The sequence below is a fragment of the Corynebacterium sp. TAE3-ERU16 genome, from assembly GCF_019209935.1.
GTDB lineage: Bacteria > Actinomycetota > Actinomycetes > Mycobacteriales > Mycobacteriaceae > Corynebacterium > Corynebacterium antarcticum.
Map to the genome: position 1 here is coordinate 1 of NZ_JAHUTN010000005.1, position 19,760 is coordinate 19,760.

Sequence of the window (19,760 nt, forward strand, 5' to 3'; positions counted from 1 at the left end):
TTCAGTCTGTGGCTCTTGGCGGGTGTGGGGCGTGGTCTGGCTTCGCGTTGTGTTTCTCTGCGTGCGCGGTGGGTGTGTTGTGGTGTGGTTGTGGGGGGGGGGGGCCCCCCCCCCCCCCCCCCCCCCCCCCCCCCCCCCCCACCTCCGGCTCCCCGGCAGATCGACTCCATGCCGACGGCAGGAGTCAGCTCCGTGGTCGGGGAATCACTCTCCCTGCGTCTGCGTGCGCAGGTCGCGGTGGGACGGCTCGTGCCAGTCGATGACGGCCCGGTCCTTGGTTTCCACGCCCTGGTCGGGATGCTCCGGAACCTTCGCGACGATCAGCTTGCGCGCGCGTCCCGCCCGTAGCTGCCGTTCGATGCGCTCCGCCAGGCGCGTCAGGGCGTAGTTGATCATGATCATGATGACGGCGACCATGATGAGTGCGGGGAAGTAGTTGCGGTAGGCGGACGCCGACTGCAGACCGGAACGGACGATCTCGATGTAGCCGATCTGGTAACCGAGGGCCGCGTCCTTGAGGGCGATGACCATCTGCGAGATCAACGCCGGCAGCATCGCGGCGACCGACTGGGGAAGAAGGATCGACCAGGTCGCCTTTCGGTGTGACAGCCCCAGCGCCCGGGCGGCCTCCATCTGCCCCTTGGGCAGTGACCTGATCCCGGAACGGAGGATCTCGGCGATCACCGAGCCGTTGTACATCGTCAGACCGAAGACCACGGCGGAGAACGCCAGCTGGGAGGACGGCACGAGGTTGTAGAGCGCGAACATCTGGTAGGCGAAGATCATGAGGATCAGCACCGGGATCGCGCGGAAGAACTCGACGATGATCCCGCAGAAAACCGAGATCAGCCGGTTGGGGGAGAGGCGCCCCAGGCCGAGGAGGGTACCGAGGACGAGCGCGAGGATGATCGAGCAGAACGCCGATTTCAGTGTCCCCCACAGGCCGGGAAGGAGATAGGTCGTCCACGTGGTGGACTTCAGGAAGGGAGTCCACTTCTCTCCTTCGAGCTGGCTGTTGTCGTTGAGAACCTGGAGTATCCAGACCCCGATAGCCAGCGCTCCCAGGAGAGTGATGACCGTCAGGATCCGGTTCAGTCGCCGGCCCTTGGGGCCGGGAGCGTCGTAGAGAACCGTTGCGCGTACGCTGCTGCTCATTTAGTTCTTCACCGCCAATGTCGTCGAGTAATGGCTGACCAGGAGACCCATGGGCAGCGTGAGGATGAGGAACCCGAGGGCGAAGATCCCGAATATCAGGAATCCCTGCGCAGCGTGGTTCTCGATGGTGGCCTTCATCAGCAGCGACGCTTCGGCGACACCGATGACCGAGGCCACCGTCGTGTTCTTGGTCAGGGCGATCAGGGTGTTTCCCAGCGGAACGATCGCCGCCCGCAGGGCCTGGGGGAAGATCACCGATCCGAAGATCTGCGGGAAGGTCAGGCCCAGTGACCGGGCGGCCTCGGCCTGTCCGAAGTGGACGGTGTTGATTCCCGATCGCAGCGACTCCGCGACGAAGGCGGAGGTGTAGAGGACGAATCCCAGGACCGCGAGCCGGAAGTTGTTCGACTCGATGAAGTGGGAGTTGTCCGGGGCGAGCGTCAGCCCGAGATTCCCGTACAACCCGATCGAACAGAACAGGACGATCAGCGTCAGTGGCGTGTTCCGTACCGTGTTGATGTAGAGAACGGACAGCCGGCGCATGATCGAGACCGGGGAGACCCGCATCGCGGTGAGCACCGTACCGAGCAGAAAACTGCCGATGGCCGACAGGACCGTCAGTTGAATGGTGACCCAGAACGCGGGCCAGAGGGCCGGCGCGAGGTCGTTCCACATGGCGTTCATAAGCGGAGCAGACTCCTTATCGGTGTCGAGGAGGGGGCCGGTGTGCACCGACCCCCTCCCGGTGTTCGTTCTACTTTGCGGTCAGGAAGGAGAGGTCTCCGGGGGTTCCCTCTTCGACCACGGAGGCGTCGTCGCCGAGGTTCTTGTTCAGGAACTTGATGAACTCACCGGAGGAGTACATCTCGCTCAGCGCCTCGTTGACGGCGTCGGTCGCGGCTGCGTCGTCCTTCATCATTCCGATGCCGTAGTACTCGTCGGTGAAAGCCTCGCCGTCCGGCTTGACCATCTCGATGACGCTGAACTGGCCGTCGTACTGGGAGGCGTAGCCGTACAGGATCGTCGCGTCCGTACTCACTGCGTCGACCTTGCCCTGGCTGAGCGCCTCGACGCAGGATGCGTAGGTGTCGTATTCCTGCAGCTGGACGCCGGGCAGGGCGTCCTTGACCTTCTGCGCGGGGGTGGAGCCGGAGACGGAGCAGAGCTTTCCGCCACGATCGAGATCCTCGAGGGATGAGATCTTGTCGTCGTCCTTGCGCACCAGAAGCGCCTGGTGGGTGATCAGGTACGGGCCGGCGAAGTTCACTGCTTCGGCGCGGGACGCGTTGATCGAGTAGGTGGCGGCGATCATGTCGACCTCGCCGTTCTTGATCATGGTCTCACGCTGCGCGGAAGGGGTCTCCTTCCACGTGATCTCCGGGGTGTTCCAGTTGTTCTCCTCGGCGATGTGGTTGACGACGTAGGTCGCGACGTCGACGTCGAGTCCCGTGAAGGTTCCGTCGGGTGTACGCAGGCCGAGGCCCGGCTGATCGAACTTGGTTCCGACGTTGACCTTGCCCGACTCGATGGCCCCGAGCAGGCCGGCGCTGTCAGAGTCGTTGCTGTCGCCGCACGCCGCGAGGGAGAGAGCCATGGCGCCGGCGGCGGTTATGGCGAGGGTGTTTCTGATGAACTTGTTCATGAGTGTCCTTAACTGTTCATGGAGCGGGATTCCCGCTCCGGCCCAGGGGCGTCGGTGACGCCGTGGGAAGAGTGTGGGTGGGGGAAAGCCCCGGGGTCTCAGTGGCCGAGGATCTTCCCGAGGAAGTCCTTGGCCCGGTCTGATTCGGGGCTGTCGAAGAAGGTTGCGGGATCGGTGTCCTCGACGATCGCCCCCGCATCCATGAAGAGCACCCGGTCGGCGGCCTTGCGTGCGAAACCCATCTCGTGGGTGACGACGACCATCGTCATGCCACCGCTGGCGAGGTCGGTCATGACGTCGAGGACCTCGTTGACCATCTCCGGATCGAGTGCCGAGGTCGGCTCATCGAAGAGCATGACCTTCGGATTCATCGCCAACGCCCGCGCGATGGCGACACGTTGCTGCTGGCCACCCGACAGCTGTGCCGGATACTTGTCGGCCTGTTCGGCGATGCCCACTCTCTCGAGCAGGCGCATCGCCTCGGCGTCCGCCTCCTCCCGCTTGATCCCGCGGACCTTCATCGGGGCAAGTGTCACGTTCCGTTTGATGGTCAGGTGGGGAAACAGGTTGAAGGACTGGAAACACATGCCGACGTCCGCACGCAGACGGGCGAGCTCCTTCCCCTCCTCGGGGAGGAGCTCGCCGTCGATGTAGATCTCGCCGGAGTCGATCGTCTCTAGGCGGTTGATCGTCCGGCACAGGGTGGATTTACCCGAACCGGACGGACCCAGCACGACGACGACCTGCCCTCTGGGGACGTCGAGGTTGATGTCCTTCAGCGCGTGGAAGTCATCGAAGTACTTTTCCACGTTCCGCATGCGGATCATGGTGTCGGTAGTGTTGTTCGCCATAGATCAAGCTTAATGTAATACAGGCCACATATCCTCTCCGGGGGGTGGTCGCCATTTCGACGGACGCGGCGTTTTCAGCGCTTTTGGTGAATCGGGGGTATTCTTCTTCCCGCTGTCCAGCCCTGTTTCAGGCGTTCGCCGCCGGGATCATCCGTGGTTGCGTACGGGGTGTGCCGGGGATCGGTCTATGGGGGTACTAGGGGTTATGATTGGCCATTGTGTTGCAGCAGAATCTGACATCCCAGCCCAGTCGCACGTACGAGGTCCGTACCTTCGGCTGCCAGATGAACGTCCACGATTCGGAACGGTTGGCGGGACTCCTCGAGGAGGCCGGCTACGAACGGGCCCGGACCGGCGCCGACCCGGACCTCGTCGTATTCAACACCTGCGCGGTCCGGGAGAACGCCGATCAGCGTCTCTACGGCAGCCTCGGTGCGCTGCGTGCGGTCAAGCGCACCAGGCCGGACATGCAGATCGCGGTCGGTGGTTGCCTGGCGCAGAAGGACAGACAGGTCGTGGTCGAGAAGGCTCCCTGGGTCGACGTCGTCTTCGGTACCCACAACATCGGCTCGCTCCCCGCGCTGCTGGACCGGGCGGCCCACAACCGGGAGGCGGCGGTCGAGATCGTCGACTCCCTGGAGCAGTTCCCCTCCGTGCTGCCGGCGAAACGGGAGTCCGCGTACGCGGGATGGGTCAGCGTCTCGGTCGGGTGCAACAACACCTGCACCTTCTGCATCGTCCCGTCACTCCGTGGCAGGGAAGCCGACCGCCGCCCGGGGGACATCCTCGCCGAGGTGCAGGCCCTGGTCGACCAGGGTGTCGTCGAGGTGACGCTCCTCGGTCAGAACGTCAACGCCTACGGCGTACACTTCGCGGATCCGGAGCTCGAACGTGACCGCTCGGCGTTCTCGAAACTGCTGCGGGCCTGCGGTGACATCGAGGGGCTCGAGCGTGTGCGCTTCACCTCCCCGCACCCCGCGGAGTTCACCTCCGACGTGATCGACGCGATGGCGGAGACCCCCAACATCTGCCCGCAGTTGCACATGCCGCTCCAGTCCGGTTCCGACCGGGTACTGAAGGCCATGCGGCGGAGCTACCGGTCGAAGAAGTTCCTCGGAATCCTCGAGGAGGTTCGGTCCAAGATCCCGCACGCCGCGATCACGACCGACATCATCGTGGGATTCCCCGGCGAGACCGAGGAGGACTTCCAGGCGACCCTGGATGTGGTGGAGGCCAGCCGATTCAGCTCCGCGTTCACCTTCCAGTACAGCCCCCGTCCCGGAACCCCGGCCGCCGGTTACGATGACCAGATTCCGAAGGAGATCGTCCAGGAGCGCTTCGAGCGGCTCATGGCGCTCCAGGAGCGGATCTGCGCCGAGGAGAACGCCACTCTCGTCGGCACCGACGTGGAACTGCTGATCCAGACTGACGGAGGACGGAAGAACGACCGGACCAACCGGATATCCGGGCGGGCGCGGGACGGTCGCCTCGTCCACCTGAACCCCGTCGCGGCACCGCGGAACCCGGCGGCCATCGACCGGGCGATCCGGCCCGGTGACATCGTCACCGCGACGGTGACGTCCTCGGCGCCGCACTACCTGATAGCGGACGACGGGGTGCTCACGCACCGCCGGACCACCGCCGGTGACATGTCCGAGGCGGGGAGGACCCCCACCACCGGGCCGACGGGCGTCGGCCTGGGGCTGCCCGCGTTCGGACGACCCGCCGCGTGGCCGTCCGACACGGGTTGCGGGTGCTGAAAACCGCTGTTCCGCACACGGGTGGCATAGTTGAATGTGTCCACCGCAGGAATCAGATCACCGAATTAAGGAGCACCCCGACGCCGTGAGTGACAACAACCCCTCCCGGGAGCACTCCGTTGCCGGAGACCCGGAAGAATCCGCGGTCGAGAAACGTCGACGTCTGCGGGCCGAGAAGCTCGCCCCCTACATGGACGATCTGCCGAACGCCGAGAAGCAGGCGGCCCAGACCCTGTATCTCGGGCCGCAGCAGGTGTTCCTCGGACTCGGGATGCTCGGATTCCTCATGTCTCTCTTCCTACCGCACTCCGGTCAGGTGCTCGGACTGGATGTGCTGTTCTTCTCCGACACCGCGAAGGCCTTCGTCACCACGTGGCCGGAACGCATCTACGTCTGGACCGGGGTGACCGGTGTCCTGCTGCTCACCGGTGCGACGATCCTCACCCGGTCGTCGTTGATCGCCTACCTGTCGTGGTTCTGCTCCGGTGCGTCCATGTTCTACTCGCTGTTCGCGATCTGGATGCGCCAGTCCCGGCCCCCGACGGAGCCCGGGGTCGGGCCGTCCTACGGACTGGTTCTCGGCGCGGTCAGCGTGACGGTGGTGGCGCTGAGTCTGACCCGCATCGTGCTCCGGCGTTCCAGCTTCCAGAGTGCGCTTGCGGAGGCACGGAGACAGACGCCGCAGGCCAGTGCGGTGCACAAGGTCCAGGAGGAACTGCTGGCGGCCCAGGTGGACCGCGACAGTCACGACGTCTACGCGGATGATCGACGCTCGCGTGCGGCGAAGCGGCGCCGGGCCAACCGGGACCGGGCGCGCCGTGAGGGCCGGGACCACCCCGAGGGGTCCGTCGAGGGAACCGTCTGATCCGCCCTAGCTTTCGCGGGCTCCGAGGCGTTTCTGCCAGTAGACGTCACGGGCCCTCGGGTCCGCGCCGTATTCCGCGTTGAGCGCACGGATCCTCCTCGATCCGGTGGCCGTGGCCGTGTGGATGCGCCGGATCCCCCTGTCGCGGGCGGCGCCGAGCAGGGCGTTCTTCACCGCCCGGGCGAGGCCCCGGCCGCGGTGCTCGCGGTGGACCACGGTCATCATCTGTGCGGCGACATCGGGGGAGTCCGCGGGGTCCCGGGAGAACGCTGATGCCGCCACGGGCGTCCCGGATCTGTCGAACACCATCGCCCAGACGACCGTCCGCCCGGTGCAGCGGGTGTCGGCGTCCACCCGTTCCAGTCGGGCACCGTCCCAGCGTTGTGACTCGGAGACCAGATCCTCCAGCGGCAGATCGGCGGAGAACATCTCGAGCAGCCTGCACAGGCCGTCCGTGACACCCGGTTCCGCGTCCACCGGGTTCATTCCTTCGAGAATCCTGCCCGAATATCCGGCCGGGAGGTCGCATGTTTGCGGCCGTGCAGGCACCGGCACCGCAGCCTGTTCCTCGACCAGTGCGGGAACGAATCCACGGGTGCGGTAGAGGGCATCCAGGGGATCCCCGGCGGTCGGATCCGCATCCGTCAACTGCCGTATCTGGATCACACTCCTGCCGAGGAACCCGCAGATCTCCCCGACCTCGGTGATGATCGCGTCGACCGCATCCCGCCCCTCGTCGCCCAGTCGTTCACCGGGAAGCGGCAGGTACGGGACGTCGAGGGTGATCTCCACACCGCACACCGACAGGTTCTCCCGGAGCGGAACCGAGATCACGGCCCACGCGTAGGCCACCGGCGCGGGATCGTCACCGGTGGAGGGAATGAGCGGGTACCCGAGATCGGAGATGTCGGCCGTCGCGATGGCGTGGGCTGTCACGGGGTCGTCATCGTCGACGACGGCGAGACCGATCACCCGGACGTCCGGGCCACCGGACAGGGTGTTCAGGACCGAGTCCACCGACACGGACGCGTCCGTGGTTCCGGTGACCTGTTGCCCGTGGACGCCGAGCATCAGCGCCCAGTGGCGGAGGGACATCGACGCCGTATCCGGGGGCGAACCGAGCGGGGGAGTGGTGAATTGGACGGGGCGCATGGGAGGACAGTCTATCGTCCAACCATGCGCCCCTGCGTCGTGGCGTCTAGCGTTCCCCGATGGCGGCCCGGGCCGTTTCCGCCCATTCGGACCACTGGGCCGCCTGGGCCCGGAGTTTCTCCGCCTTCTTCGCGTTGCCACGGGCCTCCGCGGCCTCCGCCTGTGCGGTGAAGTCGCGCACCTTCTCCTCGAACTGCGCCGCACGGGCCTCAGCCGCCGGATCGGTGCGACGCCACTGATCGTCGGCGGCGTCGGCGACCCGCCGTTCGACGGCACCGATCTTGTCCTCGAACTCCCGGATCCGTCCCCGGGGGACGAACCCGATCTCCTCCCACTTCTCCTGGAGCTCGCGCAGCTTCGCCCGGGCCCCCTCGAGATCCCGCTCCGGCTGGATCTGGGGCCCGTACTCGGCGAGCAGCGCCTCCTTCCGGGAGGCATTCTCCTCGAATTCACGGTCGCGTTCCTCGTTGAGGGCGTTGCGCGCCTCGAAGAAGTGGTCCTGCGCGGCCTTGAATGCGGCCCAGAGCTTGTCGTCGACGTCGCGGGGAGCGCGTCCGGCCGCCTTCCACTCGGTCATGAGATCGCGGAAGGCACGGGCCGTCTCATTCCAGTCCGTCGAGTCCTTGAGTGCCTCCGCGCGCTCGACGAGGGCTTCCTTCGCCCGCCGTGCCGCGGCCCGGCCGCGGTCCAGCTCGGCGAAATGCGAACCCCGGCGCCGGTTGAAGGCGTCGCGGGCACGTGAGTACCGTTTCCAGAGGGCGTCATCGGTCTTCCGGTCGATTCCGCGGATCGACTTCCATTCGGTGAGGATGTCCCGGAGCCGGTCCCCGGCGGCCTTCCACTCCGTCGACTTCTCCCCGATGTCCTCCGCTTCGGCGGCGAGCTCCTCCTTGCGGGCGATGGCGTTCGCCCGGCGCTGCTCCTTCTCGGCCTTCACCTGCTCGCTGGCCTCCTCGGCCTCACGGATGATCTCCCCGAGCCGGCGATCGAGTCCATCGAGGTCTCCGACCACCGACGCGGTCGGCAGGCTCTCCCGGAGCTGAACCGCGGTTTCCCGGATGTTCTGGGCCTCATCGGGGTGAGCTTTGAGACGGGTCTCCAGGAGCTCCACCTCGGTGGCCAGATCGTCGAACCGGACGCCGTAGTGGGCCAGCCCCTCTTCCGGAGTGCCCGCCTGCCAGGAGCCGACCAGGCGTTCGCCGTCGCCGGTGGTGACGTACACGTTCCCACTCTCATCGACCCTGCCCCACTTGCTCGGGTCGCTCCGCGAGATCAGCGGTGCCGCCGGCTTCTGCGGGCGGACGGCAGGCATGGCGCCGGGCCGGGGGCCCGGTCGGGGACCGGGCTTGGGGGTGGAGTTCGTGCTCATGGTCAGCGTCCTTAGGGAGTCATCGCCGCGCGACACGGCAGCCGTGAAAGGTGCGGAGTACCGGAAGTTAGGGTCTCTCCCATCGAGAATACAGCCCCGGGGTTAGCAGCGTGAAGATACGGCGGACGGGAGTCGGTGAAACCGGTGGTTTAGTCTGGTCCCGTGACTGAAACAGCAGCCTCCGACCGCGGAAACCGTACGGGCCCCGTGATCGTCGTGCCGGCGAGTCCGGCGCTCGTTCTGTCCGGCGACGCCGATCCCGCCGGTGTCCGGCTGCGGACCGCGACGGAACGGATTCTCTCCCGACACGGAGATCTCCCCGTGCACCTCGTCGGATCCCGGGATCCCCGATGGTGGACCAGCCACAGGGGTACGTTCGCCGCGTGGGGTGATGCCACGGTGAACGTCGGGGAGGGGCGGTACCTCCCGGAGCTGGTCCAGCGTTTCCTGCTGGGGCCGGGGAACCGGGGGCGGGTCGTCGACGTCCGCGGTGCCCTCGGCCACCCCGACCCCGGAGTTCTCACGATGGTCGCGGTCGACGGGTCCGCGGGGCTGACCGATAGGGCACCGTTGGCGCTGATCGACGGGGCGGAAACCGTCGACGCCTGGTGCCGGGCGCTGCTGGCGGGAGACTCGCCAGAGGCGATGACCCCGGGTGAACTACGTGAGGGGGGAGTCATCGAACCGGATCTCTGGATGGAACTCGCCGATGTCCATCCGATCCGGGCGGAACTCGTCGCCGCGGATACGACCACCGGAGTCGGCCGCTACGTCGCGGAATGGGGGGCCGGCGCATGAAGATCCCGGTTCCGGTCGCCGTCGTGGGCCCCACCGCCTCGGGAAAGTCGGCGCTCGGGATAGCTCTCGCGCGCGCGCTCGACGGTGAGGTGGTCAACGTCGATTCGATGCAGCTCTACCGGGGCATGGACATCGGTACCGCCAAGCTGTCGGTCCCGGAGCGGGAGGGCGTTCCGCACCACCAGATCGACGTTCTCGACGTCACCGAGACGGCCAGCGTCGCCCGCTACCAGAGGGAGGCGGTCTCCGACGTCGAGGAGATCCTCGGGCGGGGCAGGACCCCGGTTCTCGTCGGTGGATCGATGCTCTACGTTCAGGCGCTCGTCGACGACTGGAACTTCCCGCCCACCGACCCGGAGGTCCGCGCGAGGTACGCGACGCGGCTCGACGAGATCGGTGTCACCGCGCTCCATGCGGAACTCGCGGCGGTGGACCCCGCGGCCGCCGCTGTGATCGAGGCGAATGATCCGCGCCGGACGGTCCGGGCGCTCGAGGTCATTGAACTGACGGGTCGACCGTTCGCCGCCTCGCAGCCACCGATCGATGCGCCGCCCCGGTGGGGGACCCGGATCCTGGGCCTGGCGACGGAACCCGACTGGCTGAATCCCAGGATCGAGCTCAGGACCCGCCGGATGTTCGACGAAGGCCTCGTCGACGAGGTTGAACGACTGCGGGAATCGGGGCTCGTCGCGGAGTCCACGGCCGGGCGTGCGATCGGATACGCACAGGTGTTCGCCCATCACCGCGGTGAGCTCACGGCCGTGGAGATGGTGGAACGGACGATCACCGGTACCAGGCGGTACGTGCGGCGGCAGCGGAGCTGGTTCCGGCGTGACCCGAGGACCGTCTGGCTGGACGCGGCGGGTGACACGGTGGCGCAGGCGCTCGAATCGCTAGACTCGTGACCCATGACGAACCAGCGACGACAGCTCTCCTTCGCGAAAGGCCACGGTACGGGCAACGACTTCATCATCCTGCCCGATCCCGAGGCTCGGACAGATCTTTCACAGGGGCTCATCCGCGCACTCTGTGACCGGCACCGGGGTATCGGTGCAGACGGTGTCCTGCGGGTCGCACGTGCCGGGGATCTGGTCGACACCGGTGTCCTCGGCACCCTGCCCGGCGGGGTCGCCACGGGAGACTGGTTCATGGACTACCGCAACGCCGACGGCACGACGGCGGAGATGTGCGGGAACGGCGTGCGGGTGTTCGCACACTGGCTCCGGTCGAGCGGGACGGTCGACGGGGACACCGTGCGGGTGGGCACCAGAGCCGGACTCCGGCAGGTCCGGATCGGGAAATGCTCCGGCACCTCAGCGGAGATCACCGTGGAGATGGGCATGCCGGAGGTGACCGGTGTGAGTACCTGCACCGTCTCGGGCCAGCGCTTCGCCGGTATCGGGGTCGACATGGGCAACCCGCATCTCGCCTGCGTGCTGCCTGGCCTGGACCCGGTGGAACTGGCGGCACTCCCCGTGGACCGCTCCTTCGAACTCGATCCGGAGTTCTTCCCGGCCGGGGCCAACGTGGAGATTCTCACCGAGCTCGCCGACGGTCGCGTCCACATGCGGGTCCACGAACGTGGTGCAGGCGAGACGCTCTCCTGCGGTACCGGTACGGTGGCGGCCGCGGTCGCGGCGCTCGCCGACGCCGGTGAGGTCACCGGGGAGGTGACCGTCGTCGTCCCCGGTGGGGAGATCACGGTCGTCGTCCGGGAGGACGGATCGACAATCACCGGTCCGTCGGCGATCGTCGCGGAGGGGGTCATCGACCGGGAGGCGCTCGACGTCGCCGAGGAGCGGGGCTAGGGGCCGGGTTCCCGGACGCGGCCGGAGACGACTCACCGGGTTCCGCATTGTCCGGGGTCAGGCCTGCCCCGGTACCGTCACGAACTGCTCGAGACCCGGGATCGGGTTACCGCCGCGGATGACGTAGAACTCCAGCCAGACCGTGAAGCACAGCATGAACAGTGAGATGAGCACGGCCGCGATCGACATGGCGAGCCTGCGGCCGTGCTGACCGCGGGGTAGCCGCAACGCCCGGCGTACCGCGAGAAGTCCCAGCAGGGCAGACAGGCTGAACAGGATCCACTGGAGTAACGGGTGCTCCTGGTAGAGCGGGAAACCGACACCCAGGAGACCAGCCACGCACAGGGCGAGGATCGCGATGCCGTTGCCGTCGGGAATGTGGGCGAGGGCGTCGGGGGTCGAACCACGGGCTGGCTCGGTTCCGGGGTCTCCGGTGGTGGGACGTGGATCAACGGGATGCGACATGGTGGTCATCCTAGGGGGGTTGCGCGGTCATTCGTAGTCGACGCCGAGTCTGAGGGCGGTACGTCGTGCCTGCGCCCAGGCATCCCTGAGCTCGAGTGCCCTCCGGTCGGTCACCCCCAGCAGTGTCTCCAGCTGGGGGATGCTCAGGTCACCGGTGAGTCGTTCGTCGAGACGCCCGAGGAATCGGCGGGCCGTCCCGTACTCGAAGTAGAAGGTCTCGATGTCGGGGTGGCTGCAGTCCGGATCCGCGAGTGCGGGACGTTTCTGCGAGCGGTCGGCCACCGAATCCGCGTCGGTCCCGTCGCGGAACCGCTCGAACTCCTCGAGGACATCACTGATGTCCTCGGCGGACAATCGGATGGAGGTGGCCAGGGACTCCGCCTCCGCACCGTCCGGCCGGTGCCGGAGCACGAAGTAGGCCATCGACATGATCAGTGCCCCGAGGATGATGCCCTCGAGTTTCAGCCACGCCGTGAGGACAACGCAGAGCAGACCGGTGGCCACCAGCGGCCACGCGGAGACGGGACTGCCGCTGGTGCTCCGTTCCGGGAGTGCGTCATCGTCCATGGTCGGTCACATCCTCAGTGCTCGGGAGAGTGACGGTCGAATCGTCCGTCCGTGCTCGTCCGGGTGGCGGGACTATCCGCATCCGCCGGATCCGCAGCCGCAGCCGCCGCCTCCGGATCCGCAACCGGCGGGCATCCTGACCGCGGCGGTGAGCATGACGGTACCTGCGACGACCGCCCCCTGGGCGGGCAGCTCCGGTGCATCCGGGAGACAGAGATCCATCGGGAACGGTGCCTCGATGTCACAGTGGATGAAGCGCTGGCCGGAAAGTGCCGTCGTCCGGTATTCGGCGGAACGGATCTCGGCGGTGAGCGTCGCCCCGGCGTCCGGGACACGTGATCCGTCCCCCGAGAGGACCACAGCGGCTCCGTGGCTAACCAGCATCCCGACCTCGCCCCCCTTCTCCGCCGTGAAGTCCCCGACTGATGGGTACACGGTGGTGTCCACGCCCAGGGCGGTGATCGCGAGTTGCTGCCACTGCTGGACATTCTCGTCGACGAGCAGGGGCCCCTGCGCGAGGTTCGTGGTGATGGAGGCGATCTGCTCGCCATCCCCGGTCACGACGTCACAGAACGCCAGCACGTCGGTGATCATGTTGACGTGTCCGAGAGCTTCCGTGGTGGATTCGAATCCGGCCCAGGTGGCGAACGGCTCCACCGCCAGGATGTTGATGCAGGCTCCCGAAGGGTCGGCGAACTGTATCAACTGGCCTCCCCGGACCTCTCCCGTCACCGAGAGTTGTCCGGAGGCGATGGCGGCTTCGACGGCGTCCTGCCATCGGTCGTACCGGAGGCCGATGCTTGCGAGATCTTCACTCATGACACCGATTCTAGGTGCTGCTGTCCCGATCGGTTGTGTCGGGGACCCACACCCCGAGGAGACCGGTTGACGCGATAGCGGGTACGGCGCCGCGGAACGGTCCCGGTCACTGCGCACGGGGCGTTTGTGCCACAATGGACGACAATGACTCAGAGAAACAACGATGACCTGCTCGCCGCCGCCTTCAGGGACCACGTCGCGGGCTACGCCCCGGAGGAATCCGCTGGCCGAACCGGCGACCGTGCCGCGGTCGAGACCGAACTCGAGGCCGTCGGGCAGGCACCTCCCGCCACGGGAGCGCAGACGCAGGACCCGACGACCGGTGAACTCGATCTGGAGGCACGCGCCAGTCTCCGGAAGTTGACCCGTGGTGCCAACACCCACACCACCGAGCAGTCCGACGGCTACGACGTCGAGTACCGGAAGCTGCGGCTCGAGCGTGTCGTCCTGGTCGGTGTCTGGACGGAGGGCACGACCGCGGAGATCGAGGCGACGATGGCCGAGCTGAAGGCGCTGGCCGAGACCGCGGGCTCCGAGGTGGTCGAGATGATCTACCAGAAGCGGGACCGCCCGGACGCCGGGACCTACATCGGATCCGGCAAGGTACGCGAGCTCAGGGAGATCGTGGCCGCCACCGGAGCCGACACCGTCGTGTGTGACGGTGAACTGTCCTCGGGCCAGCTCATCGCCCTCGAGAAGGCCCTCGACGTCAAGGTCATCGACCGGACCATGCTCATCCTCGACATCTTCGCCCAGCACGCGAAATCCAAGGAGGGCAAGGCGCAGGTCTCCCTGGCGCAGATGGAGTACCTCATCACGCGTGTGCGTGGCTGGGGCTCCGCCCTGTCCCGGCAGGCCGGCGGTCGCGCCGGTTCCAACGGTGGGGTGGGGTTGCGTGGGCCCGGTGAGACGAAGATCGAGGCCGATCGCCGGCGGCTGCGCCAGGACATGGCCAGGCTACGACGTGAGCTGTCCGGGATGAAGACGTCCCGGGACATCAAGAGGGCCAAGCGCAGGAATTCGACCATTCCCCAGATCGCCATCGCCGGATACACCAACGCCGGAAAATCCTCGCTGATCAACGCGATGACAGGTGCGGGGGTGCTGGTGGAGGACGCCCTGTTCGCGACCCTGGACCCCACCACCAGGCGTGCGGAACTCGCGGACGGTCGAGCGGTCGTGTTCACCGACACCGTCGGATTCGTCCGGCATCTGCCCACGCAGCTCGTCGAGGCGTTCCGGTCCACCCTCGAGGAGGTCGTCGAGGCGGATCTGGTCCTCCACGTCGTGGACGGATCGGATCCGTTCCCGCTCAAGCAGATTGAGGCGGTGAACGGGGTGATCACCGACATCGTCCGGGAACTCGACGTTCCGGCTCCGCCGGAGCTCATCGTGGTCAACAAGATCGACGCCGCGGATCCGTTGGTCCTCGCGGAACTCCGGCACGCCATCGACGACGTCATCTTCGTCTCGGCGCTCACCGGAGAGGGGATACCCGAACTGGAACAGCGGGTCGAGGCGTTCCTCAACTCACTCGACGCCCACGTCCATCTCGAGATCCCGTTCAGTCGCGGTGACATCGTCGCCAGGCTCCACGAGCAGGGAACCGTGCTGTCGGAGACATACGGTGAAAAGGGGGCCCTGGTGGACGTCCGGCTCCCGCAACCGGTTGCCGCGGAACTCGCCGACTTCGCCGTCCCCCGGGATCCCGGGGGCGAGTGATCCCCGGATCCCGGGGGAGTGGAACCACGTAATCCCACGCCGGCCCGCCCGGGCAGGTAGAAACGATGTGGAGATGCCGGGAACGACGGGTCGACATGCGTCGCCACCCGAGAAGGACCTCTTTTCCGCGGCACAGTCAATCCGTCCAAGAGAAACGAGCCGGATCATGCGCACGATAACCAGAGTCGTCACCTCGATAGTCGCCATCGGCGTCATCGCCGTCGGCGGCGTCATAACCTACAACAACCTCAGCAGCCGGGACGGGTCTCTCCATCGGCGTGTCGACGGCGACTTCACACTCGATGAAGAGGTGAATACCTACGCCGGTCAGACGGAGATCGACTACGCGCCCTACGACAGCATCCTCGCGGATCTGAGTCCGGAGCGACGCCACCAGATCTCCGTCGCCTTCGAGGGGCGTGATCTCGCCGGGCGGGCGCAGGCGCGGCGGGAACTCCGGGTGACGAACACCGAGGCACTGGCCTACTACGTGGCGAACATGCGGGAATCGAACAGTTACTACCGTTCGGTCCTGCAGCTCGACCCCGACGCGATCGAGGTCGCCGCGGAGTTGGACGCCCGCGGTGCCGGTCCGAGTCAGGACCAGCCTCTCCGCGGCGCCGTCGTCCTCGTCAAGGGGAACATCGCCGTCGCGGGACTGCCGAACGACGCCGGCTCGAGAGCACTGCACTCCGCGGTGGCCGAGACGGATTCGCCGCTCGTCGCGCAACTCCGGGAGGCCGGCGCGATCGTCGCGGGTAGAGCGAACCTCAGTGAGCTCGCCAACTTCCTCACGGTTGACAACCCCAACGGGTTCAGTGCGGTCGGAGGCCAGACCCTCGACGCGCGGGATCCGTTGAACCGGGACCCCAGCGGCAGTTCGACCGGGTCGGCCACCGCGATAGCCCTCGACTACGCTGACCTGACCTTCGGCACCGAGACCCAGGGCTCCGTCATCGAGCCGGCGGTGGCCGCCGGGGTCTACGGAGCCAGGGCCGGCTGGGGCGAATGCGACATCAGCGGTATCGTGCCGATCGACGACCGTGTCGATTCCCCCGGGGTGTTCGGGCGCAGCGTTGCCGACCTCGTCACCGGATTCCGGTCAGCCTGCGGCATCGATCCGGCGAAGAAATCGGACAGGGAACTCACCGTCATCGGTTTGGGCCTCGATCCGATTCTGGTAGGGGCCCTCGGGCGCTCAGGGATCACCGTGGTCGAGCCGTCGCCGGAGCTCGAGCAGAGTATCGCGGAGCTGAAGGAGTTGCCGTTCATGGACGCTCTCGTGGCCGGTGTCGGCACCTCCATGGGGACCTATTTCGCCGCGAACGCCTCGGGTCGCATCAAGAACCTCGACGATCTCGTCGAGTACTACCGGGAGCATCCGGAGGCCGCGCCCTACGGACTCAGCCTGATCGAGGCGGGACTGACACCACCGATGAGTTTCGGGGAGTCGGACGAGATCCTCGAACGCGGGCGTGAGATCGTCGGAAAGATCAGACGGCAGACGGAGGAACAGGGAGCGGTGGCACTGGTCGGCAGGTCCGAAGGACTGCCGGAGATCACCGCAGGCGGTTCCTCCCGCGCGACCGTGCCGCTGATTCCGGTGACACAGAACCTCGCGGTCGATGTGTTCGGGAAGTACGCCGTCACCATCGACACCGCCGAGAGCGACACGGCTGCACTGCTCGAGATCGCGCGCAGGGTCGAGGCGGCGCGCCCCTTCGACGGATAGCGGAGGACGAGGCGTGCATCGACCTGAAAGCACGCTTAACGATCCTCGATGCGGGGTGGATTGCCCGCAACGCCCCGAGGGGCGGATAATGGCACGCTGTGAGTCAAATATTCGGATGGACCGTCCACGGTGACGGCAAGAAGATCAGTCCCGGTGCGGTCGTCAACCCTGAGGAAAGGCTGAGCTGGCCGCGAACCATCGGAATCGGTATGCAACACGTCATAGCGATGTTCGGTGCCACTCTGCTGGTCCCGACGCTCACCGGGTTCCCCGTCAACACGACCCTGCTGTTCTCGGGCCTCGGAACGATGCTGTTCCTCGTGATCACGAGGAACAGGCTCCCCAGCTACCTCGGCAGTTCCTTCGCGTTCATCGCGCCCCTCATCGCGACCCAGGGGGAGGGGCTGGCTGTGCAGCTCGGTGGAGTGGTCGCCGCGGGTCTGGTTCTGGTGGGCGTCGGCGTGCTGGTCAAACTCGCGGGCAAGCGGGTCCTCGACGCCGTGATGCCGCCGGCCGTGACCGGCGCCATCGTGGCACTCATCGGACTGAACCTCGCTCCCGTGGCCGCATCGGATTTCGCCGCGCAACCCGGTGTCGCCGCCGTGACGCTCGCGGTGATCCTGCTGTGTTCGGTGGCCGGTCGGGGGATGGTCGCCAGGCTCGGAATTCTCATCGGGGTCATCGTCGGCTGGGTGTTCGCCGCGGTCAGCGGGCAGCTCCGCGAGGGCGCCACTGAAGCTGTCGCCGCCGCCGACTGGATCGGTCTGCCCACGTTTCACGCACCGTCGTTCCAGGTGTCCGCGGTGCTCGTGACCCTTCCTGTTGTCATCGTGCTCATCGCGGAGAACGTCGGTCACGTCAAGGCGGTGTCCGCCATGACCGGTAGAGACCTCGATGATGTCGCCGGTGACGCACTCATCGCGGACGGCCTGGCTACGACCCTCGCCGGCGGGTTCGGCGGTTCCGGGACGACGACTTACGCCGAGAACATCGGCGTCATGGCGGCGACCCGGGTCTACTCCACCGCAGCCTACTGGGTGGCCGCATCGACCGCGGTGGCACTGGCTTTCGTGCCGAAGTTCGGGGCGCTCATCAACACCGTTCCCGGGGGTGTCATGGGTGGTGCGACCATCGTGCTCTACGGTCTCATCGGGATGTTGGGCGTGCGTATCTGGCAGGACAACCGGGTCGACTTCAACAACCCGGTCAATCTGATGGCGGCGGCGGTTGCGATGATCGCGGGGATCGGGAACCTGACACTGACCGTGTTCGGCCTGGAACTCCAGGGGATCGCCTGGGGCTCCGCGGGCATCATCATCGTGTATCCGATCCTTAATCGGCTCTACCGGCACATCGGCGAAGGACAGTTTCTCTGAGCTGCCCCGGAGCTCGGTTCGTTCCGGTGGCGACGAATGAGGGAGCCCCGGAACCGCGATCGCGGTTCCGGGGCTCCCTGCCGTCCGGTGCGCCGGCTACAGTGCCGGGCGGTACGGGAGGATCAGGCGTCGAGGTCCTTCTCGATAAGTGCGGCGATCTTCTCGACGGCCTCCGCGTTCTCCGAGGTGACGGTGACCCGGTCGCCGGAGTTCGCCCCCATCGCCATGATCATCATGGACGATGCGGCCTCTGTGGGGTCGTCGTCCGCGTCCTCGCCCTCGAGGGAGAGGAAGATGTCCTCGTCGTACTCGGCGGCTGCTTCAGCGACGATGGTTGCGGGGCGGGCGTGGAGGCCGACGGAGGAGCCGACGGTAACGGTCTTGGAAGCCATGTGGCAGTCCTTTCTTTCCTCGTGCTGGGCACGGGCGAAGTGGTTCCTTTTAGCTGTCTACGAACCTCTGCCGCCCACTGGGACACCGGGATCAGTCCGGTCCGTCAGACGGTGAGGTACCGCCTCCAACTCTACGCACTAACCAGCGACAGTCGCCACACCGGGGACCCGGGAGTTGTCCGGGACACAGGCTCCTTCCCGTGGAACACCCGCTTCAGCGTCAGTTTCACGGTTCCGGAGATCGGCGGAGTCCGCCGATCACGCGGTCCTGCTGCACCGACGGTCCCGGACTTGGTGGTTCCTCCGGAGAATCAGTGGTGTTTCCGGACGAGAGCCGAATCGGGGACGACCATCCCCGGACGGGGTATCGATGTTCCGGGCAGGCTCGCCGCCGCCGCGCCCAGAGCGACCGCCTCAGCCAGCGCCACCGCGGGGACCGCCCCGCGGGAGTCCGCCATGAGATAACCGGCGAGGGTGCAGTCTCCCGCGCCGACCGTGGAGATCGGGCGGATCGGATGCGCCGGTGTCGTCCAGGCACCTTCATCAGTGACGAGGGCGGCCCCGGCGGCACCCAGGGTAACGAGCACCCTCTGCACCCCGTACCGGAGAATCTGGCGGGCGGCGTCCACGGCCGGGGAGAAGTCACCGTCAAGCGCGGCACGTTCCAGCGACGAGCCATCGATCCCGGTGATCTGCCCGAGCTCGAGACCGTTGGGTTTGATGAGCGTGGGGGCGGGGGCGCCTTCACGGATCCGGTCCACCAGCTCCAGGAGGGGGCCGTCCGACGTGTCCACCGCCACCGGGACATCGGGGAAGGTGTCGTGGACGAGTCCGAGCAGGTTCTGGTACCAGCCGTGCGGGGCTCCGGGGGGCAGGGAACCACTCATCACGACCCACTCCGCCGCGCCCGCGGCGATGATGAGCGCCTCCTCGACCGCTGTCACCGCGCTGGGGGACAGCGGGTTACCGGGACCGTTGAGCTTCGTCGTCGTCCCGTCCGGTTCGGTCACCGTCGTGTTGGTCCGAACCGAGACCCCTCCCGGGATGATCCGGTACGGGACCCCCGTTTCCGCCATCAGCCTGACGAAGGTCCCGTGGCTCGGTGCCGGAAACAACGCCAGGGTGTCGACCCCGGCGGAATGACAGGCGTGAGCGACGTTGATTCCTTTTCCGCCCGGAGACTGGGTGACCGAGGTCAGGCGTTGCACACCGCCCGGCCGGAGGGGGACCGGGAGGCTCAGGCTCAGATCAATGCTCGGGTTCGGGGTCAGCGTGAGAATCAAGGGG

At 66.9% G+C, this 19,760-nt stretch carries 19 protein-coding genes; 8 read left to right on the forward strand and 11 right to left on the reverse strand.

Going from position 1 to position 19,760, the window contains the following annotated elements:
* Nucleotides 1-204: 204 nt before the first annotated feature.
* From KRX55_RS06345 to gluA, 4 genes are all read right to left on the reverse strand, one after another.
* On the reverse strand, nucleotides 205-1,155 hold the full coding sequence (locus tag KRX55_RS06345) for an amino acid ABC transporter permease (protein ID WP_218406939.1): 951 nt from the start codon (nucleotides 1,153-1,155) through the stop codon (nucleotides 205-207).
* Nucleotides 1,156-1,839: an amino acid ABC transporter permease gene (locus KRX55_RS06350; protein ID WP_218406940.1), complete on the reverse strand. Its 684-nt coding sequence runs from the start codon at nucleotides 1,837-1,839 to the stop codon at nucleotides 1,156-1,158.
* 70 nt (nucleotides 1,840-1,909) lie between these two features.
* Nucleotides 1,910-2,797, reverse strand: coding sequence for a glutamate ABC transporter substrate-binding protein (locus KRX55_RS06355; protein WP_218406941.1), 888 nt, complete (start codon nucleotides 2,795-2,797; stop codon nucleotides 1,910-1,912).
* A 98-nt stretch (nucleotides 2,798-2,895) separates the two neighbouring features.
* Complete coding sequence (gene gluA, locus KRX55_RS06360) at nucleotides 2,896-3,624, reverse strand: glutamate ABC transporter ATP-binding protein GluA (protein ID WP_218407089.1); 729 nt, start codon at nucleotides 3,622-3,624, stop codon at nucleotides 2,896-2,898.
* A gap of 242 nt (nucleotides 3,625-3,866) precedes the next feature.
* On the opposite strand from gluA, the gene miaB reads away from it, so the two are divergent.
* Nucleotides 3,867-5,408: a tRNA (N6-isopentenyl adenosine(37)-C2)-methylthiotransferase MiaB gene (gene miaB / locus KRX55_RS06365; RefSeq protein ID WP_218406942.1), complete on the forward strand. Its 1,542-nt coding sequence runs from the start codon at nucleotides 3,867-3,869 to the stop codon at nucleotides 5,406-5,408.
* Between the two features lie 85 nt (nucleotides 5,409-5,493).
* On the forward strand, nucleotides 5,494-6,273 hold the full coding sequence (locus KRX55_RS06370) for an Rv2732c family membrane protein (RefSeq protein WP_218406943.1): 780 nt from the start codon (nucleotides 5,494-5,496) through the stop codon (nucleotides 6,271-6,273).
* A 6-nt stretch (nucleotides 6,274-6,279) separates the two neighbouring features.
* Here KRX55_RS06370 and KRX55_RS06375 read toward each other — a convergent pair whose 3' ends face one another.
* Complete coding sequence (locus KRX55_RS06375) at nucleotides 6,280-7,425, reverse strand: GNAT family N-acetyltransferase (RefSeq protein ID WP_218406944.1); 1,146 nt, start codon at nucleotides 7,423-7,425, stop codon at nucleotides 6,280-6,282.
* A gap of 46 nt (nucleotides 7,426-7,471) precedes the next feature.
* The gene (locus KRX55_RS06380) at nucleotides 7,472-8,794 is read right to left on the reverse strand and encodes a DUF349 domain-containing protein (RefSeq protein WP_218406945.1); all 1,323 of its coding nucleotides are present in this window, start codon (nucleotides 8,792-8,794) and stop codon (nucleotides 7,472-7,474) included.
* A 162-nt stretch (nucleotides 8,795-8,956) separates the two neighbouring features.
* On the opposite strand from KRX55_RS06380, the gene KRX55_RS06385 reads away from it, so the two are divergent.
* The 3 genes from KRX55_RS06385 to dapF are packed head-to-tail and all read left to right on the forward strand — an operon-like array spanning nucleotide 8,957 to nucleotide 11,400.
* Entirely contained in the window at nucleotides 8,957-9,592 is a 636-nt protein-coding gene (locus tag KRX55_RS06385; protein WP_370625770.1) for a hypothetical protein, read from the forward strand.
* Complete coding sequence (gene miaA / locus KRX55_RS06390) at nucleotides 9,589-10,497, forward strand: tRNA (adenosine(37)-N6)-dimethylallyltransferase MiaA (RefSeq protein WP_255567634.1); 909 nt, start codon at nucleotides 9,589-9,591, stop codon at nucleotides 10,495-10,497. Before KRX55_RS06385 ends, miaA begins: the two co-directional genes overlap by 4 nt.
* Nucleotides 10,498-10,500: 3 nt before the next feature.
* Nucleotides 10,501-11,400: a diaminopimelate epimerase gene (gene dapF / locus KRX55_RS06395; protein WP_218406946.1), complete on the forward strand. Its 900-nt coding sequence runs from the start codon at nucleotides 10,501-10,503 to the stop codon at nucleotides 11,398-11,400.
* A gap of 57 nt (nucleotides 11,401-11,457) precedes the next feature.
* Here the strand turns inward: dapF and KRX55_RS06400 are convergent, their stop codons facing one another.
* The 3 genes from KRX55_RS06400 to KRX55_RS06410 form a co-directional block, all read right to left on the reverse strand.
* Nucleotides 11,458-11,865 carry a hypothetical protein gene (locus tag KRX55_RS06400; RefSeq protein WP_218406947.1) on the reverse strand — a complete coding sequence of 136 codons (408 nt, stop codon included), beginning with the start codon at nucleotides 11,863-11,865 and terminating at the stop codon, nucleotides 11,458-11,460.
* Between the two features lie 27 nt (nucleotides 11,866-11,892).
* Complete coding sequence (locus KRX55_RS06405) at nucleotides 11,893-12,432, reverse strand: hypothetical protein (RefSeq protein ID WP_218406948.1); 540 nt, start codon at nucleotides 12,430-12,432, stop codon at nucleotides 11,893-11,895.
* Between the two features lie 72 nt (nucleotides 12,433-12,504).
* On the reverse strand, nucleotides 12,505-13,251 hold the full coding sequence (locus tag KRX55_RS06410; protein WP_218406949.1) for a hypothetical protein: 747 nt from the start codon (nucleotides 13,249-13,251) through the stop codon (nucleotides 12,505-12,507).
* Nucleotides 13,252-13,395: 144 nt separating this feature from the next.
* On the opposite strand from KRX55_RS06410, the gene hflX reads away from it, so the two are divergent.
* The 3 genes from hflX to KRX55_RS06425 all read left to right on the forward strand — a co-directional run bounded on the left by hflX (nucleotide 13,396) and on the right by KRX55_RS06425 (nucleotide 18,081).
* The gene (gene hflX / locus KRX55_RS06415) at nucleotides 13,396-14,973 is read left to right on the forward strand and encodes a GTPase HflX (protein WP_218406950.1); all 1,578 of its coding nucleotides are present in this window, start codon (nucleotides 13,396-13,398) and stop codon (nucleotides 14,971-14,973) included.
* Nucleotides 14,974-15,139: 166 nt separating this feature from the next.
* Nucleotides 15,140-16,705, forward strand: coding sequence for an amidase family protein (locus KRX55_RS06420; protein ID WP_218406951.1), 1,566 nt, complete (start codon nucleotides 15,140-15,142; stop codon nucleotides 16,703-16,705).
* Nucleotides 16,706-16,803: 98 nt separating this feature from the next.
* A complete protein-coding gene (locus KRX55_RS06425) occupies nucleotides 16,804-18,081 on the forward strand; it encodes a uracil-xanthine permease family protein (protein ID WP_218406952.1) in 1,278 nt (425 codons plus the stop codon).
* 122 nt (nucleotides 18,082-18,203) lie between these two features.
* Here KRX55_RS06425 and KRX55_RS06430 read toward each other — a convergent pair whose 3' ends face one another.
* Both KRX55_RS06430 and KRX55_RS06435 read right to left on the reverse strand, forming a co-directional pair.
* Nucleotides 18,204-18,473, reverse strand: coding sequence for an HPr family phosphocarrier protein (locus tag KRX55_RS06430; protein WP_200257207.1), 270 nt, complete (start codon nucleotides 18,471-18,473; stop codon nucleotides 18,204-18,206).
* Between the two features lie 311 nt (nucleotides 18,474-18,784).
* Nucleotides 18,785-19,756, reverse strand: coding sequence for a 1-phosphofructokinase family hexose kinase (locus KRX55_RS06435; RefSeq protein ID WP_218406953.1), 972 nt, complete (start codon nucleotides 19,754-19,756; stop codon nucleotides 18,785-18,787).
* Between the last annotated feature and the right edge of the window lie 4 nt (nucleotides 19,757-19,760).

What these genes read in the sequence shown, in the direction of transcription:
- KRX55_RS06345 (WP_218406939.1), bottom strand. Translation starts at nt 1,155, where the DNA reads ATGAGCAGCAGCGTACGCGCAACGGTTCTCTACGACGCTCCCGGCCCC.
- KRX55_RS06350 (WP_218406940.1), bottom strand. Translation starts at nt 1,839, where the DNA reads ATGAACGCCATGTGGAACGACCTCGCGCCGGCCCTCTGGCCCGCGTTC.
- KRX55_RS06355 (WP_218406941.1), bottom strand. Translation starts at nt 2,797, where the DNA reads ATGAACAAGTTCATCAGAAACACCCTCGCCATAACCGCCGCCGGCGCC.
- gluA (WP_218407089.1), bottom strand. Translation starts at nt 3,624, where the DNA reads ATGATCCGCATGCGGAACGTGGAAAAGTACTTCGATGACTTCCACGCG.
- KRX55_RS06375 (WP_218406944.1), bottom strand. Translation starts at nt 7,425, where the DNA reads ATGCGCCCCGTCCAATTCACCACTCCCCCGCTCGGTTCGCCCCCGGAT.
- KRX55_RS06380 (WP_218406945.1), bottom strand. Translation starts at nt 8,794, where the DNA reads ATGAGCACGAACTCCACCCCCAAGCCCGGTCCCCGACCGGGCCCCCGG.
- miaA (WP_255567634.1), top strand. Translation starts at nt 9,589, where the DNA reads ATGAAGATCCCGGTTCCGGTCGCCGTCGTGGGCCCCACCGCCTCGGGA.
- dapF (WP_218406946.1), top strand. Translation starts at nt 10,501, where the DNA reads ATGACGAACCAGCGACGACAGCTCTCCTTCGCGAAAGGCCACGGTACG.
- KRX55_RS06400 (WP_218406947.1), bottom strand. Translation starts at nt 11,865, where the DNA reads ATGTCGCATCCCGTTGATCCACGTCCCACCACCGGAGACCCCGGAACC.
- KRX55_RS06405 (WP_218406948.1), bottom strand. Translation starts at nt 12,432, where the DNA reads ATGGACGATGACGCACTCCCGGAACGGAGCACCAGCGGCAGTCCCGTC.
- KRX55_RS06410 (WP_218406949.1), bottom strand. Translation starts at nt 13,251, where the DNA reads ATGAGTGAAGATCTCGCAAGCATCGGCCTCCGGTACGACCGATGGCAG.
- hflX (WP_218406950.1), top strand. Translation starts at nt 13,396, where the DNA reads ATGACTCAGAGAAACAACGATGACCTGCTCGCCGCCGCCTTCAGGGAC.
- KRX55_RS06420 (WP_218406951.1), top strand. Translation starts at nt 15,140, where the DNA reads ATGCGCACGATAACCAGAGTCGTCACCTCGATAGTCGCCATCGGCGTC.
- KRX55_RS06430 (WP_200257207.1), bottom strand. Translation starts at nt 18,473, where the DNA reads ATGGCTTCCAAGACCGTTACCGTCGGCTCCTCCGTCGGCCTCCACGCC.